Source organism: Mucilaginibacter frigoritolerans, assembly GCF_007830615.1.
GTDB lineage: Bacteria > Bacteroidota > Bacteroidia > Sphingobacteriales > Sphingobacteriaceae > Mucilaginibacter > Mucilaginibacter frigoritolerans.
Map to the genome: position 1 here is coordinate 23,390 of NZ_VLLI01000020.1, position 15,904 is coordinate 39,293.

Here is a 15,904-nt window from a genome sequence, read left to right on the forward strand (position 1 = left end):
AATAACGGTCTTACTTTAGCCTTAATTATTAATACCATGAAAAAAGCGATAATAGTTGGTGCTACATCCGGTATTGGCAGGCAATTGGCCATTATTTTGGAAGAAAACAATTACCAGGTTGGCATTACCGGCAGGAGAGCAGAATTATTAGAAGAACTAAAAGCTTTGAAACCCGGTTGTTTTATTGCTTCAGCATTTGATGTAACTAATATTCAACAAGTACCTTTTAAATTGAAAGAGCTCGCCGATCAATTAGGTGGACTTGATTTGCTGTTTATGAGTTCAGGTACCGGAAAAATTAACCCCACGTTGAAGCCTGATATAGAAAGATATACGAATGAAGTTAACGTTGCCGGCTTTACGGCTGTTGCCGATTGGGGCTTTAATTTTTTTCAGCGTCAGGCATTCGGCCATTTTGCGGCCATAACATCTATAGCCGGTACTCGCGGCAGCAGGCAGGCACCAGCTTATTTTGCATCGAAGGCTTATCAGATTAATTACCTTGAAGGTTTATCCCAAAAAGCGAAAAAGTTGAAATACCCCATTTACATTACCGATATAAGACCCGGATTTGTAGATACCGCCATGGCTGCAGGCGAAAATATGTTTTGGATGGCAACGGTTGAAAAAGCATCAAAACAGATTTTTGATGCCATCCAAAATAAAAAAGGGGTAGTTTATATTACCAAACGCTGGCGGCTGGTGGCTTTTATCCTCCGCTTTTTGCCAAGGTTTTTATATAAACGGATGTAGGTTTAGCCAAGCAATCCCTTTATAAAATCATCGCCATAATTGTTGGTGAAATGGATCACATTTTGCAGGTAAGCAAATTCTGCGGGTTCATGAGTAGTAGTTATCACCACCGCTTTCATCCCTGCGTTTGAAGCCGCTTCGGCACCTTTGGGTACATCTTCAAAAACAATACAATTTGCCGGATCAGCATTTAATAACTGTGCCGCTTTTAAAAATGTTTCGGGATGGGGCTTGCTTAAAACAACATCATCTGCACTTACAATAGCAGTAAAATAATGCCTGATGTTAAGATTATCCAGCACAAAATCAATATTAAAAGGGATAGCTGCTGAACCAATTGCCATCGGGATACCTTGTTGATACGCATTTTCCAGAAAGTCATGCAGACCAGGTAAAAGCTCCAGATGGGGTAAAAACTCCTGCTGGTATTTCTTTTCTTTCTCTAAGGATAATTGATTCATTTCCTCCAGCGTGAAACGGTCAGGACCGAACATCCTTACCAACACTTCCGGATTTTTACCATACATCTGCGGTTTTACTTCATCCCAGCTAAAGCTACCGCCTAACTCATTATTTAAAAGGTTTTGCCATGCTTTGGTATGATAGGTCATATCATTAATCATGGTACCGTTAAGATCAAAAATAAAGGCTTTCATTCAATTATTAAAAAGTGCGTCCTGTTATAATAAAAGGCAATTTGCGGCAAAAGTAAAGTTTAAAAAATTCTTTTTGGTAATAAAACTGTAATGTGTTGTTTGCCGTAAATTAATCATATCCGGCTTGTAACAGTAATCGTTTTTTTTACCCTGCATCTACCTGCAAAATATTGAAAATGTGGCTAAAGGATTAACGGGCTTGTGATGGGGATGGATTGGTGAGATTTAATGCTGTTTAGCAAAGCCCGTTTAGCCACTGCTAAAGGGCTTTTTTATGCTTTATACATTGATGTTATGAAGTCCGGGAGCAGGTTGAAAATACTGGTCAATCTCCCGAAATTCAAAAAAATAATCTTTATTGCTGTTCCTTTATCTGTTCCGGATCGGTTATTATAATTTCCGGTTTACCTTTATAGTCTACAATTTGTCCGGTAATGCATACTTTTTTTCCTTTAAATGCATCTTCCGGCGCGACTGTGAATTTTTTACGGTCATCACCTTTAATTACCAGGGTAAGTAATTCGTCGGGATGGCTGCCTCCAACATCAATAAGGGTAATGTCGGCACCACTTAAAAATTTACCGCCATATATTACATCACAAACCATCACTTTTTCATTTAAGTGTTTTGCTGCATCCTTTGCAGGTATACCGGTTTGGCAGAAAGCCGTGGTTGCAAAAAGGCTGACAAACAGGCAGATAATTATACTGAAATGTTTCATTTATATAATAAATTAAGTTATCAAACTTAGGTAATGATAGTTATTTACTTGTAATTAAATTATTAAATGTTCGCTCTATACAAATTATTATGCCTACCTTGCCGCCTTTAATAAATAAAATAATGCAAAAAGAAGGAACAGTTAAATTTTTCAATGAAACAAAAGGTTTTGGTTTTATTACACCAAACAGTGGTGGCCAGGACGTATTTGTTCATTCAACAGGCCTAATCGATGAAATCCGTGAGAATGATAAAGTGGAGTTTGAAGTTGAAAACGGAAGAAAAGGCTTAAACGCGGTAAATGTAAAAGTTATTTAATTATAATATAAATCATTAAACGTATGCGGCATCCACTAAAAAAGTGGATGCTTTTTTTTTGCACCTTGCTTGGCATTGTTATTGTGTCACTCATGTTATTAAACAAGTAAACATCTATTAAAAGTATAATAAAAATGAAAGATCAGACAAGAGTTATTGCAGCACTTTTGATAGGTGCGGCAGCAGGCGCGGCAATTGGATTATTGCTGGCTCCCGAAAAAGGCGAAACTTTAAGAGAAGGCATTGCAGACTATATTGGTGATTTGGTTGATTCGGCTAAAAATAAAGCACAATCAACAACCAGCGGTATAAAAGAATATGGCAATACCGTTTATGACAAGGCCAAATCAAAACTGAGCAGTGTGTTGAGCGATGTGTCTGATTATAAAGACGAAGCTATTGATGCAGCGCAATCAAAAGTAAATGATTTAAAGGGTCAGGCACAAAGTAAAATTGATGAAGCCAAAGCAAAAGTTAAATCCGGATCGAATGATTTAAATCACTCGATACAAAATTCATAATATCACTTTATAGAAACAATAAAACCCGGCTTTTAGCTGGGTTTTATTGTTTTAAAGATGTTTTATCTTTTAATTATTTTGCCGTCCAGTTATTGTTGCTTACATCGGCATCCATAAATATACCGCCATCAATCAAGGCTGATTGTATGGTTTTATCAGTTTTAACTGTTACGCTGATTTGTTTTTGATTTTGTTCCCAAACAATTGGTGTTTGGTGAAAAGTTGCCGTAGTGCCGTCACTATAGGTAACAATAATATCAAACGGTACTGCATAGCCTCCTATATTTTTTATTGAAAAAGTATAGCCATTATCAGCTTTATCTACTTTTTGCAGATCAAGATCAATATAGTCATTAGTAAAGAACCAGTTTTGGAAGAACCAGTTAAGGTTTTTGCCCGATCCGGTGTTCATAGCATTAAAATAATCCCATGGGATAGGGTGCTTGCCGTTCCACTGTTCCATATAAAAATGCAATGCTTTTTTAAAAAGGTCATCGCCCAACATATCCTTTAATGCAAAATAACTTAATGATGGTTTGCCATAAGAGTTATTGCCATAGCCGCCTCTTAACTCGCTTGACGGAGTGATGATCGGCAGATCTTCTGCTGTAGCGCGGTTATTGATCCAGCCGTTAACACGGAAGCCTTTATACAGTTTCTCGGCTTTCTCTTTGCCTACTTCCGATTCTCCTATCAGTAATTCAAAGGTGGTTGCCCAGCCCTCATCCATAAAGGCATAACGGCTTTCATTAATGCCCATATAAAAAGGGAAATAGGTATGCGCAATTTCATGTTCCTGTACAAATTGTGAAAAAGCAATATCGTCAGTATGGCTGTCATTAACCATCATTGGGTATTCCATATCAGCAAATCCCTGGAATGAAGTCATTTTAGGGAATGGATAAGGTACACCGGGCCAATTGTGCGACAGCCAGCTTAATGAATGGCGGCCCGCCTGAACGGCATGGTGAAAATCGGCAGAGTTATCCAAAAATGCCGACTGCATGCTTGCCCTGCGGTGGGTAGCATCATCAACAATGGCACTGGCCGCATCCCAATCGTAATGATCGCTTATACCAACGGCCATGTCACTTATATTACTGGCGGTCCATGTCCAGGTGTTTTGATCGTTTTGGGCTGTGATGTTTTTCTTTGCCAAATCTTCGGCGGTAGCAACGTGTATGGTAGAGTCGCTGGTAAATGATTTTTCCAATCGTTTAGCATACTCAGGTTGTAAAACCTGTTTTGGGTTTTGCAGGGTGCCGGTGGCCCAAACAAGATAGTTTTTGGGTACCGTTACATTTAAGGTATAATCATTAAAGTCGTTATAAAACTCCTGCGCATCTAAAAAGGGCAAAGTATCCCATCCGTTGTAATCATCATAAACAGATACCCGCGGATAAAAATAAGCCAGGTAATAAGTGGTTGAATCAATCATTCCTTCGCGGCCGCTTTGTTTTGATACTTCAAAATGCCAGGTAATGTCCATTTTTACAGAATCGTGAGGAAGCAGCGGCTGGGCCAGGCTCACAGATTGATTGGTTGAAGATGCATGGCTATTGCTCCAATCTTTTTTTGCTCCATTTATAGTGAAATTGTCTATCTGTACACCATGGGTTAAATAGTCATCACCAGCCGGACTAAACCTTGCTGCACCAGGACGATGAATATTTAATATCAATTTCATGTTCAGCCTTTTTAAAGTATCCGGGCTGTTGTTGTAATAAGTGATCTGCTCAACACCTTTTACGGTACGATCTGGCGGCAGGGTGGTGATGGAAATGTTGTAGTGCCCATGGTTTTCCCAATAGTTTTTACCGGGACGGCCATCCAGAGAACGGGTTTCTTTAAGATAAGCGTGTTTAATGTCGCGCGGCATATAAAGCTCCTGAGCCTGTACCTGCCATAACACCAGACTGGAAAACGCAGTCAGAATAATTGATTTATACATTAGAGAGAAAATTTTATATAAATTAAGATGCAATTTATATAAATTAAGTGTGCTGGCTAAAAAAAGTAGCGGAATATTCTAATTGCAACAATTTTGCAAAAAAAAATGATTTACTATTTGTAGTGCGGTAAATATTTTTTTACTTTGCAGCAGTTATTTTAATAGGGGTATTAAATAACTAATTTGAGCCATCAGCCTTTGGGCGGATGGCTTTTTTGTTTTTGGAGTGATACACCGATTTGTTTTGATTACATCGATTTTGATAAATTAGACGTTAATCAATATAATTAGGCTCAGTGAAATCATAGCCTAATTGGTGAAATCCCTTCTTAATCAGTGTAATCATAAATAATCAGTGTAATCCATATTATGAAATATAAATTAGGTGATTTTGTGCGTTTTGTTGACGAGAAAATGGAAGGTTTTGTAACCCGTATTATTGACGATAATATGATTGGTGTTACCGGCGAAGATGATTTCGAGATCCCGGTTTTGGCCAGTAAGGTTACCACGGTACATGGTTATGAACCGGCTGGTGCCTCCAAATCAAAAGTGGAAGAAGCCATAATAGCTACTGGCGAATTTAAAACCAAAGGTGTTTATATTGGTGTGGCAAATGATGCAAAAGCTAATTCAGTAGTGCATTTTTATATCATAAATGAAACTTCATTTCAATTGTTGGCTTCATTAACTACTGATAAGCAAAATAGCTTTAAAGGAGAATTTGGTGGTGTAGTTAAACCTCAATCAACCGAAAAGATTTATTCTGCACAATTGGCTGATTTACAGTTATGGCCTAAATTTATATTCCAGGTAATATACCACACCACTCATAATACCCAGCCACCTGCTCCGCTGGTAGTAAATGAGAAATTTAAGGCGAAGGATTTTTCGGGTACCAAAAAGCAAATACCATTGCTTAATCAACAAGGCTGGTTAATTCAGTTGGATGAACCTGAAGTGATAATTGACGCACAAAAGTTAAAAGAAAGCTTCTTTAAAAGTCCCGAAGAAAAAATAGTTGTTGAAAAGCCGACCAGCGAGGTTGATCTGCACATTGAAAAACTGCGCGATGATTACCAGTTTTTGGATAGCTCAGAAATGCTTAATATTCAACTGGCACATTTTCATAAAGCTTTAGATGCTGCTATAGTGCATCAATTGCCCGAAATTATATTTATACATGGTGCCGGGAATGGTACATTGAGGCATGAGATTCATAAACTTTTGGGTAAACATCAAAAAGTAGAAACCTTTATGGATGCCCGGAAAGAGAAGTTTGGTTATGGTGCTACCAGGGTGGTTTTAAAGTGATAAACTTTTTGTTATAGGTTTAGTTTATTCCTGTAGACATGTTAAAAAGGATTTATAAATTAGCCTTTTTAATATCTGCTGGTCTGTGCTCTTTGAGCATCATTTTAAATCGTAAAAATGAAACAAATCCTATTTTGGTTATTACTTATCGTATGCTGCAATGTTGCTGTTGCACAAGAAATTAAATACATTTCAAAAAACAATAACTGGGATCCCGATTCATTAGGTAATCATCGGGTGGTTATCAGCATTAACCATTCGGATATTAAAATAGCAAGGGCACTTATTGAATGGAGAAGAAATGACCAGCATCCAGAAAATAAGGACCTGTTTGTGGTGGACTCTGCAACCAATAAAAGGATCAGCAATGTATCGGTAACTTCCATCAGCCGTGAAAGCTGCACGCTTTATTTTGAACCTGTTTCTGGCGATCAAAAATACTTTGTTTACTATTTGCCTTATAAAGTAGATAGAAAATCAAATTACCCCAATGCGAAATATTTAAAACCAGAGCAAACTGCCAGTGATGACTGGCTCCAATCTATTAACAACACAATTAATGTTGAAAATGCGAAGGTTGATTGTATAGAATCAATCAACGCCATTAATAGCTTTTACCCGATGGAGGTAATTGCCACCAAAGCAGAAATAGACAATTTAATACACCAGAATGCAGGTAGAAGTTATTTAGTTTTTCCAGAAGACCGTCTGCACTCTATTCGCATGAAGCACGATTTACCGCAACGTTGGATCATCAGAGGCATGAGAAATGTTTTTGCGGATAAAACAGTCAAAGGCGAAAACTTTGCCTACCAATTAGGAATATTTCCGGTCACAAAAGATCTTAAGGATGTTAAAATCACTTTTTCGGCTTTAAAAAATAAAAGTGGTAAGGTGATAGCAGCAAAAGTAATGTCGTGCCTAAATACCAATGGTGTTGATTTTAGGGGCGATGATTTTAATCATTCAGTTGATGTTGCGAAGGGAGATGTACAGGCCATGTGGTGCCTGGTGAATATACCATCAACCACCATAGCCGGAACTTATGAAGGATCTGTAACGATATCAGCGAAAAATGCTGAAAACACAAAGATCGGTGTAAGATTAACTGTAAGTAATGCCATTGCAGTAAAAGGTGGTGTAAATGAACCCCGGGAACAAACCCGCTTAACCTGGTTAAACTCTACCATCGCCCAAAAAAATGAGGTAATTAAGCCTTATATCCCATTGTTAGTGAAGGATAACAGTATTGCTTTGCTGGGCCGTAAGGTTATTCTGGATAAAACAGGGTTCCCTAAAAATATTGAAACCTATTTTACACCCGAGATGACTTCATTTGCTACCGAGGCCAAACAGGTGATCAGTAGTCCTATCGAACTAAAGGTAGAAAATGGGAGCGGTGTTGAGCAGTGGCAGTCCAAAGGGATAACGTTTACCGAAACACAACCGGGCACTGTTAAATGGACAGCTATAAATACTACTGCCGATTTACAAATGGATGTGTCCGGATCGCTGGAGTTTGATGGGTTTTCATCATACACCGTGAAGGTAACAGCTTTGCAGGATGTAAATCTAAATGATATCCGCATGGAAATCCCATTCAATAAAGATGCTGCCAAATATATGATGGGCCTTAACCTTAAAGGTGAAAAACGGCCCGATCATTACGAATGGAAATGGGACGTTGCCCACAAGAGCCAGGATGGTGCCTGGTTAGGCGATGTAAATGCCGGCCTGCAATATTCCTTGCGTGATGAAAACTATGTACGTCCGCTGAATACTAATTTCTATCTGCAAAAACCTTTATTGCTGCCAAGCTCCTGGGGTAATGATAATAAAGGCGGTATCAACATAACAGAAAATGGTAGCACTGTATTGGTTAATAATTATAGCGGTAGCCGGAGCATGAAAAAAGGCGATGTGCTGTATTATAATTTTACCATGCTGATTACTCCGTTTCACCCCATAAATACTGATTTTCAATGGGCAACACGCTTTTATCATAAGTATGATAATATTGATACTATAAAAGCCACTGGCGCTACGGTGATTAATATTCACCACGGAACACCGATTAACCCCTATATCAATTATCCTTTTATTGCTCATGATGCCATGAAGGCTTATATTGATGAGGCGCATAAAAAAGGTCTTAAAGTAAAAATATATAATACCGTTAGGGAACTTTCTAATAGTGCCTATGAAACTTTTGCCATGCGTAGTCTTGGTCACGAGATTTATTCGACCGGGAAAGGTGGTGGCTATTCGTGGTTGCAGGAACATGTTGGCGACGACTATATTGCGGCTTGGTATGTGCCCGAAGTAAGGGATGCAGCCTTAATAAACAGTGGGATGAGCAGGTGGCACAATTACTATGTGGAAGGGATGAACTGGTTGGTACAAAATGTTTGCATTGATGGCATTTACCTGGATGATGTGGCCTTTGATCGTACCACCATGAAACGGATTAAACGGGTGTTAACACAAGATGGTCATCCTGGTATTATCGATCTGCATTCGGCTAATCAATACAATAAAAGCGATGGCTTTAATAATAGCGGCAACTTATACATGGAGCATTTTCCTTATTTAAACAGGCTATGGTTTGGCGAATATTTCGATTATGAGAAAAATTCGCCTGACTTTTTCCTTACCGAAGTTTCAGGGATTCCATTTGGTTTGATGGGGGAGATGTTGCAGGGCGGCGGCAATCCATACCGTGGGATGATTTACGGTATGACAAACCGGATGCCATGGAGCGATAATGCCGACCCGCGCCCAATATGGAAAGTTTGGGATGACTTCGGTATGAAAGGCACTAAAATGATTGGTTATTGGGTGGAGAATAATCCGGTAAAAACGAATACCCCCGAGGTATTGGCAACTATCTATAAAAAAGATAAAGCCGCCCTGGTATCTGTTGCCAGTTGGGCAAACGATGACGTAAATATAAAACTGCTGATTGATTGGAAAGCCCTTGGTATTGCCCCGTCAAAAGCTATAATCACTGCTCCGGCAATAAAGAATTTTCAACCTGCCGCAAGTTTTAACAATGGGCAGGACATCCCGGTGCAAAAAGGGAAGGGCTGGTTAATTATTATCAGAGAGAAATAAAAAAGCAAAGGCGCCAAACTCGGCGTCTTTGCTTTTTTACGGTAGCTCATCAAAATCTATATCAGGCATTTTACCGGATACGGGCCGTTCAAATAAGGTATTACGAATAGTATATTGATTAAAAAAACCACAGTTTTTAAGGTAAAAGGCCGGGCCATCAGTTCCGCCGCTATAATCCATTCTGTAGCCCTTCGCCCCGGTATTGTCAATGGTAAAACGGGCTTTATTTAATTCGATCCATTTTCTGCTTTCATCCGCCACCCACTGGTTGGTAAATAATACTTTGCGGGTTATTGTTCCCTGCTCGGGTTCAAAGTTCTCTAAAAACGAATGCAGGTGCTTTAACCAAGTATTAGTTTGCGGGCGACTAAAACTCGCTATCAACTGCCATTTATTTAATTCGGGTGCAAAAAACCAGGCGGTATAAACAGTATGATTGTTACCATTAGGCTGAGCCCTCATCAGGAATTTATAGGTATTGCCCGCTTTCCAGTTATACAATAAATAGCTTTGCCCACCGGAGCCTTCGTTGCCAAACTCACCCGTGTGTACATTGGTGCCTTTTTTCAACATAACAATCTTCTGGCTATCCGGAATTGCAGCGGGGTTATCCGTTTTAAATGAACTCCATACAGAAAACAAGATGTGCCGTTCAGTTGGCGAGTTTACCTGTATTCCGAAATAACCTTCGCCGAAACCATCGGCCATAAAATAAGAGTGAAGCACATCATTACCTGTTGGTACGGTTACCTCATTATAAAACCATTCCACGTTCATTTTTTCAGGAACCAGATAGCTTAAATGCACCGAAGGGCCACGGCGTCCCCAGTAAAAGAAATCGCCATCGTTGTTTTTTACATATGCTGTTTTGGCATCAACTGCTGTTCCCGATATTTTTAAACTATTTATATCAGCATAATAACTACCTGTTTTGCTAAGTCCTTTTATTTTTATGGCGATGTATCCAGTATCGGTAATGGTCCATTCACCCACATAATGATCAACAAAAGCGTCACCGGTAACAGCAACCTTTTTGGTTAAATTAAGCGCAGAGATACTGAATATGCTTTTACCATTGGCAACTTTGCTGTTGAGCCATATTTTTAATGTTCCCTTTTTTGCAAGACGTACGTAGGTAGTAAATTCTGCTGTAGAATTTGTCCAGTTAACAATCCCATCTTTGGTGATGTTACCGCCTGTGGTGTCATGGTCAGTCCGCCATGAGTTACCACCGATGGGGATGTTTACCAAGCTGTCTGTATTTGCAATCACAGCATGTGCGCTGACAAAACTGTTCATCGCAAAGCTTAAGCAGCAAAATAGAAATGAACGGGTTAATACTTTATGGATTTTCATAAAGCAAATTAATTGAAAAAATAGGTTTAAAACCCGCAAACTATCTCCTTTTGTAATAATAAATTCAAATTCAACATAATTCAATTTGTTGATGAAAGGTTAAAGTGTGCTTAATTTAAAATATACTATTTTAGTTTTCGAATTCCCGTTATGAAAACTATGCTTAAGCCCATCCTGTTATTGTTACTACTTACCTTGATCTTTAATACTGTAAATGCGCAACGCCAGATTAAAGAAGGTATTGTAACTTACTCCGCATCGTATGATTTACCCGCTGATAAAAAAGACCTGGCAGCTGGACTTCCATCAGAAATTATGTGCTTCTTCAGGGGTGACTCCACCGCAGCAATCGTTATTCAGAATGGTACAACTATAAAAGGCGTGTCTGTTTTTAAAGATAATTACCACAGTATGATCATTGATTTTCCATCTATCGAAAAAAAGATCTTTGTGTTATTAACGGCAGCCGAAGTGGCCGAAGAAAGAGCATCCAACCCGGAGTTAACGGCAGTTAAGGGGACAGAGAAACAAGTTGTTAACGGATATAATTGTTTTAAAACAACGGTCACCGATAAAAAGAGCGGCGCTGTTTATGAAATATGGCTCACCAATGATATCGATATTACGCCTAATTCTGTGAGCAAGCCTGTGAGTGGTTTTGGCGGCGTCCCTGTTAAGTTTGTAACTTTTAATCATGGCCTGAAGATAAATGCCGAGTTAAAAGAATTAACAGAGACATCGGTTCCTCCGGGTTTTTTTACTGCCACTAAAGATTATGAACCGATGTCTTATGCTGATTTAAAGGCCGTTTTATAGTGAAAATTATCACTGATTTTCAGTGATATGCATGAATATTTTTTCATGAGTGTAATTAAACCATTTATTATCAACACCGTCATATGTAACAAAATTGGAACAATTATAAAAACTACATTATGAAAAAAGTAGTACTAATGGCCTCCGCAATATTTTTTGCCGCTGCAACATTTGCTCAAACAACCCCGACAGTAAATCTTGCTCAAACAGAGCCGTCTGTTGCACAAAGCAATAAAGCAAAAATCACTCCCGGTGAAAATGCACAAATGAAAGAACTGGATAATTGCATACGCAATTATAATAGTGAAAAAGCGATTGCTAAACAGGCAATGATAAAGGGTGAATTTAAAATTTCAAAAGCCGATTATGCCATAGCCGATGCAGATAAAAAGTATATAAAAGCAATTGCAGTGCAGTTAAAAAGCGAAGGTGTACGCCATCCGCTTATGCTGGCACATAAGGAAATAAAAAAGGCTGATAAAAAAATGATTATAGCCGATGTTAAAATAATAAAAGCTGATAAGCTGGCAAAACAAAAAGCATTGAAAGCCGGTGATAGTACTGCTGTAAAGGTTACCGAAAACAATTTAATTGCTGATAAAAACAACTTGAAGAAAGACATCAGTGACGCAAGTCATGATGATACGAAACACTTTACGTTTATCCGTTCAAAATCTTAAAACACTGATTTGCTTTTCGCTTGCCAGCTTACACACTGGAACATATACAACGTTAAATATTAGCCTACTTGTTTAATTTATCTACACGATCATAAAACTCATTTTGGAGTGGTATGGTTTTGTTATCCGCTTTTACTTCTTTAAGTGCTTTGATAAACGAAGCAATTTCATGATCAGTAATAAACTTACCAAACTCAGATGTCGCTTTATCTCCTTCACCTGCATAATGATTTGGGAATGATGAATACCACCAGATGGGAGTATATAATCCCGGCAAATCCGATCGCTTTTGGTCAGCTCCGCTTTCATTGGTAGCACGATCCATCCGCATTAAGTCGGGACGATAATATAGCAAGGTGGCAGTTTCTGACTCTCCGGCATGCAGATCGCCATTAATAGGAGATTTATGAAGCTTTTTATATTCTGCTGCATAATCCGGATCATTTTCAGGACGATACAGGTAAACTGCATAATTATGCCGTTTGTTTAACAGGGATTGCATAAAGAATTCCAGAAATTCAGGATTGCCTCCATGACCATTCAATATTACAATTTTATCAAAGCCATTGCGGGCAATTTCATCACAGGTAGCTTCAAGCAGTTCATAAATAACTTTGCTTGGCAGGGCAAAGGTTCCGGGTTGCTGGCGGGCCTCATTAATTTGCCCGTAAAAATAATCTGGAAAAACAACAGCATATTCTGATTTTACAGCCCTTGAGGCCCATTCCCGTACGTGGATCAAATCGGTGCCGATAGGTGAATGCGGGCCATGTTTCTCCAGGATGCCAATTGGCAGGATACATGTTTTTGATGATTTTTCTAATGCCTTTGGAAAATCGCTGGCTACCAGTTCGTCCCAGCGGGCAGGTATTTCCTGTGCAAAAGAAAAGCCCGACAAAAGAAGAGCCACCAATAGTAATAAATATGGTTTCATAATTCAGATTTAATAAAGGTTTATTAAGGATGGTTTATTAAATTGAAGATACAAAATTATGCGGAACTCATATTTACAGGATTGGTTTGATTATACGATTGTTACAATCTCATCAGTCCAATAAATAAGAAGTATTCCGGGTTTTAAAAGGGGCACTATTTCTCCAGCACAAAAGTGATATTGGTCCAGTTTGCAGCAGCGGTAGGGCTGTGGATGATGTCCTTGATAACCCAGCCTTCATCAAGGTATTTATTTACATACGTTACTTCATAAGCCGAGTGACGGTTGGTTACGGATTGCTCGTAAACATTAATGTTTACAGTAATTACTTTTTGTGCCATAATTTATAATTGGTTACTTATCAAAGTTATATATTTAATATTTACCGGGGCGATTAAAATAGCTGTTGACATGCGGTTGTCAATACAAGTTGTTAATTTGTTACTGAAATTAAAATGATATTCCACTAATGACGTATCAGGATATTGCACAACAGCGCATCTATAACCAATATATTGTAAATGCTGTATTTAAACAGCCTGCAGATATTGTAAAATATATGGGTGCTATACAAGCGCAGGATTATGCTGGGGCCAAATGGGCGGTAGGTCTTCGCCTGAAAAATGGGAAAGATGCAGCTGTTGACAAAGCGCTGGCCGATGGCAGTATAATCCGTACACATGTATTGCGCCCTACCTGGCATTTTGTGTCGCCTTATGATTTGCGATGGATGCTTGACCTTACTGCAGCACGCATTAAGGCCGCCGCTGCGCCATGGTATAAAAAGCTTGAACTTGATGCAGCTGTATTGAAAAAGTGTAATGATGTGCTTGCCCGGGCTCTTGAAGGTAATAAGCAACTTAACAGAGCCGAAATAATGACAGTCTTGCAACAGGCGGGTATTGCTACTGACGACTTAAGATTTGTTCACCTACTGATGTGGGCGGAGCTTGAAAAGGTAATTTGCAGCGGTGGCAGGCAAGGTAAACAATTTACCTATGCATTATTTGATGACAGGGTTCCTCTTGCGTCACCCAAAGCAAAGGAGGAGGCTTTAGCTGAATTAGCTGGGCGCTATTTTACCAGCAGATCTCCCGCCACTTTGCAGGATTTTACATGGTGGAGCGGCTTAACTACAGCGGATGCCAAAACAGGGCTTGAGCTTGTTAAAGCTGATTTGCTAAACCTGAAAATGGAAGGCGTGGACTATTGGATGGGATCTGAATTGCCGGATAATAATATTAAAGTGCAGGCAGCCCACCTGCTGCCAGCATTTGATGAGTTTGCCGTTTCTTATAAAGATCGTACCGCTGCGGTGAAGCACGAATATTTGACCCAGGCCCGGTATGTTATTTTTGATCCCTCAATTGTTGTAAATAACCAGATAGTGGGTACCTGGAAACGAACCATTAATAAAACAGGGGTTGATATCACCGTAAATCTTTTTGGGAAACTTAATAAGACTCAAACGGCTGCCGTTGATGCTGCGGCGATCAGGTATCTGAAATTTATGAAGGGTTGAGCTAAATACTTAAGGGAAAATTGTCCATCAACAGGAGTAGTTATTCCATTTCAGGCGTTTTAAGAGTAATGCACATTTGTATTGTCAATGCAGACGTACAAAAACTTAATAAAATGACACGATTAAAAGCATTAAACCCTGAAGAAACTACAGGTAAAACCAAAGAACTATTTAACGCTATACAAGGTAAATTAGGCATGGTGCCCAACATGATGCGTACCATGGGCAATTCGCCGGCTTTATTAGAAGGTTATATGAATTTTAGCGGGGCATTGGCTCACGGAACCCTTGGTGCAAAAACAGGCGAATTATTGGCCCTTGCTGTTTCAGAAACTAACGTGTGCGATTACTGTTTATCAGCTCACTCATTCATAGGAGAAAAATTGGTACACATTGATGCCAATACTTTGCAAAATGCCCGCAATGCTAATGCTGCCGATGCAAAAACTGATGCAGCGCTTAAATTTGCAAACATTGTGGTAAACAAAAAAGGATTAGTGAATGATGCTGACGTTAACGCTGTTAAAGTTGCGGGGCTATCAGATGGTGAAATAGGCGAAATTATTGGTCACGTTGCGCTGAATATTTTAACCAATTATTTCAATAATATATCCAAAACGGTTGTTGACTTTCCTGAAGTTCATGCTGGGGCAGCAGTTTAATTGTTTTCAAAATCAATAGGTACAAAATCTCATTAAACAGTAAAAGTTAAAGAAGATGCTTTGGCTTTTACTGTAATGACTAATTTTAACATCAATATAAACCATTGCGTTATGGAAAATAAAAGATACCCGCTGCCTCCTTTTAACATAGAAACAGCCCAGCAAAAAGTACAGGCTGCTGAAGATGCCTGGAATACCCGCGACCCCGAAAAGGTTTGTTTAGCCTATACCATTGACACCGAATGGCGCAACCGGACCGATTTTATTAACGGCCGTGAAGAAGTTAAACAGTTTTTGACCCGCAAATGGGAAAAAGAGCTGGATTATAAATTGAAAAAAGAACTCTGGGGTTTTCGCGAAAACAGGATGGCCGTAAGGTTTGAATATGAATGGCATGACCATACAGGGCAATGGTTCCGTAGTTACGGCAATGAGTTGTGGGAGTTTGATGAAAATGGCTATATGCAAAAAAGATTTGCCAGCATAAATGATATGCCCATTGCAGAAAGCGACCGTAAATTGTTTTAATGGAGACCTCGCCCAACCCTCTAAGGGAGGAGTGGGCTTTAAAAAGTTAACTTTAAGTC

At 39.1% G+C, this 15,904-nt stretch carries 16 protein-coding genes; 10 read left to right on the top strand and 6 right to left on the bottom strand.

The genetic code is table 11. From position 1 onward, the window contains the following. The first annotated feature begins 36 nt into the window (after window positions 1–36). Window positions 37–753 (top strand): SDR family NAD(P)-dependent oxidoreductase, encoded by a 717-nt coding sequence (locus JN11_RS23305; RefSeq protein WP_144916603.1) that lies wholly within the window; start codon window positions 37–39, stop codon window positions 751–753. A 2-nt stretch (window positions 754–755) separates the two neighbouring features. Here the strand turns inward: JN11_RS23305 and JN11_RS23310 are convergent, their stop codons facing one another. Both JN11_RS23310 and JN11_RS23315 read right to left on the bottom strand, forming a co-directional pair. Next, complete coding sequence (locus JN11_RS23310; RefSeq protein WP_144916605.1) at window positions 756–1,409, bottom strand: HAD family hydrolase; 654 nt, start codon at window positions 1,407–1,409, stop codon at window positions 756–758. 355 nt (window positions 1,410–1,764) lie between these two features. Continuing rightward, window positions 1,765–2,130: a hypothetical protein gene (locus tag JN11_RS23315; protein ID WP_144916607.1), complete on the bottom strand. Its 366-nt coding sequence runs from the start codon at window positions 2,128–2,130 to the stop codon at window positions 1,765–1,767. Window positions 2,131–2,252: 122 nt separating this feature from the next. On the opposite strand from JN11_RS23315, the gene JN11_RS23320 reads away from it, so the two are divergent. Both JN11_RS23320 and JN11_RS23325 read left to right on the top strand, forming a co-directional pair. Then, window positions 2,253–2,447, top strand: a complete 195-nt coding sequence (locus JN11_RS23320) for a cold-shock protein (protein WP_144916608.1) — start codon at window positions 2,253–2,255, stop codon at window positions 2,445–2,447. 134 nt (window positions 2,448–2,581) lie between these two features. After that, complete coding sequence (locus JN11_RS23325; protein ID WP_144916610.1) at window positions 2,582–2,968, top strand: YtxH domain-containing protein; 387 nt, start codon at window positions 2,582–2,584, stop codon at window positions 2,966–2,968. A 73-nt stretch (window positions 2,969–3,041) separates the two neighbouring features. On the opposite strand, the gene JN11_RS23330 is transcribed toward JN11_RS23325, so the two are convergent. Further along, window positions 3,042–4,919 (bottom strand): M1 family metallopeptidase, encoded by a 1,878-nt coding sequence (locus tag JN11_RS23330; RefSeq protein ID WP_144916612.1) that lies wholly within the window; start codon window positions 4,917–4,919, stop codon window positions 3,042–3,044. 369 nt (window positions 4,920–5,288) lie between these two features. Here JN11_RS23330 and JN11_RS23335 point away from each other — a divergent pair, with 369 nt between their 5' ends. Beyond that, window positions 5,289–6,233, top strand: a complete 945-nt coding sequence (locus tag JN11_RS23335; RefSeq protein ID WP_144916613.1) for a Smr/MutS family protein — start codon at window positions 5,289–5,291, stop codon at window positions 6,231–6,233. 117 nt (window positions 6,234–6,350) lie between these two features. After that, a complete protein-coding gene (locus tag JN11_RS23340) occupies window positions 6,351–9,347 on the top strand; it encodes a glycoside hydrolase domain-containing protein (RefSeq protein WP_144916615.1) in 2,997 nt (998 codons plus the stop codon). A 36-nt stretch (window positions 9,348–9,383) separates the two neighbouring features. Here JN11_RS23340 and JN11_RS23345 read toward each other — a convergent pair whose 3' ends face one another. Beyond that, window positions 9,384–10,703 (bottom strand): DUF3472 domain-containing protein, encoded by a 1,320-nt coding sequence (locus JN11_RS23345; protein ID WP_246139085.1) that lies wholly within the window; start codon window positions 10,701–10,703, stop codon window positions 9,384–9,386. 150 nt (window positions 10,704–10,853) lie between these two features. Here JN11_RS23345 and JN11_RS23350 point away from each other — a divergent pair, with 150 nt between their 5' ends. Both JN11_RS23350 and JN11_RS23355 read left to right on the top strand, forming a co-directional pair. After that, entirely contained in the window at window positions 10,854–11,519 is a 666-nt protein-coding gene (locus JN11_RS23350; protein WP_144916616.1) for a DUF4412 domain-containing protein, read from the top strand. A gap of 119 nt (window positions 11,520–11,638) precedes the next feature. Beyond that, window positions 11,639–12,199, top strand: a complete 561-nt coding sequence (locus tag JN11_RS23355; RefSeq protein WP_144916618.1) for a hypothetical protein — start codon at window positions 11,639–11,641, stop codon at window positions 12,197–12,199. A 64-nt stretch (window positions 12,200–12,263) separates the two neighbouring features. Here JN11_RS23355 and JN11_RS23360 read toward each other — a convergent pair whose 3' ends face one another. Together JN11_RS23360 and JN11_RS23365 are read right to left on the bottom strand one after the other, a co-directional pair. After that, complete coding sequence (locus JN11_RS23360; protein ID WP_211360894.1) at window positions 12,264–13,133, bottom strand: creatininase family protein; 870 nt, start codon at window positions 13,131–13,133, stop codon at window positions 12,264–12,266. Window positions 13,134–13,288: 155 nt separating this feature from the next. Next, window positions 13,289–13,474, bottom strand: a complete 186-nt coding sequence (locus tag JN11_RS23365) for a hypothetical protein (protein ID WP_144916622.1) — start codon at window positions 13,472–13,474, stop codon at window positions 13,289–13,291. 128 nt (window positions 13,475–13,602) lie between these two features. Here JN11_RS23365 and JN11_RS23370 point away from each other — a divergent pair, with 128 nt between their 5' ends. The 3 genes from JN11_RS23370 (at window position 13,603) to JN11_RS23380 (ending at window position 15,845) form a co-directional block, all read left to right on the top strand. After that, window positions 13,603–14,655, top strand: coding sequence for a winged helix DNA-binding domain-containing protein (locus JN11_RS23370; protein ID WP_144916623.1), 1,053 nt, complete (start codon window positions 13,603–13,605; stop codon window positions 14,653–14,655). Between the two features lie 113 nt (window positions 14,656–14,768). Continuing rightward, window positions 14,769–15,317 carry a carboxymuconolactone decarboxylase family protein gene (locus JN11_RS23375; RefSeq protein ID WP_144916625.1) on the top strand — a complete coding sequence of 183 codons (549 nt, stop codon included), beginning with the start codon at window positions 14,769–14,771 and terminating at the stop codon, window positions 15,315–15,317. Between the two features lie 111 nt (window positions 15,318–15,428). Further along, window positions 15,429–15,845, top strand: coding sequence for a nuclear transport factor 2 family protein (locus JN11_RS23380; RefSeq protein WP_144916627.1), 417 nt, complete (start codon window positions 15,429–15,431; stop codon window positions 15,843–15,845). Window positions 15,846–15,904: the final 59 nt, after the last annotated feature.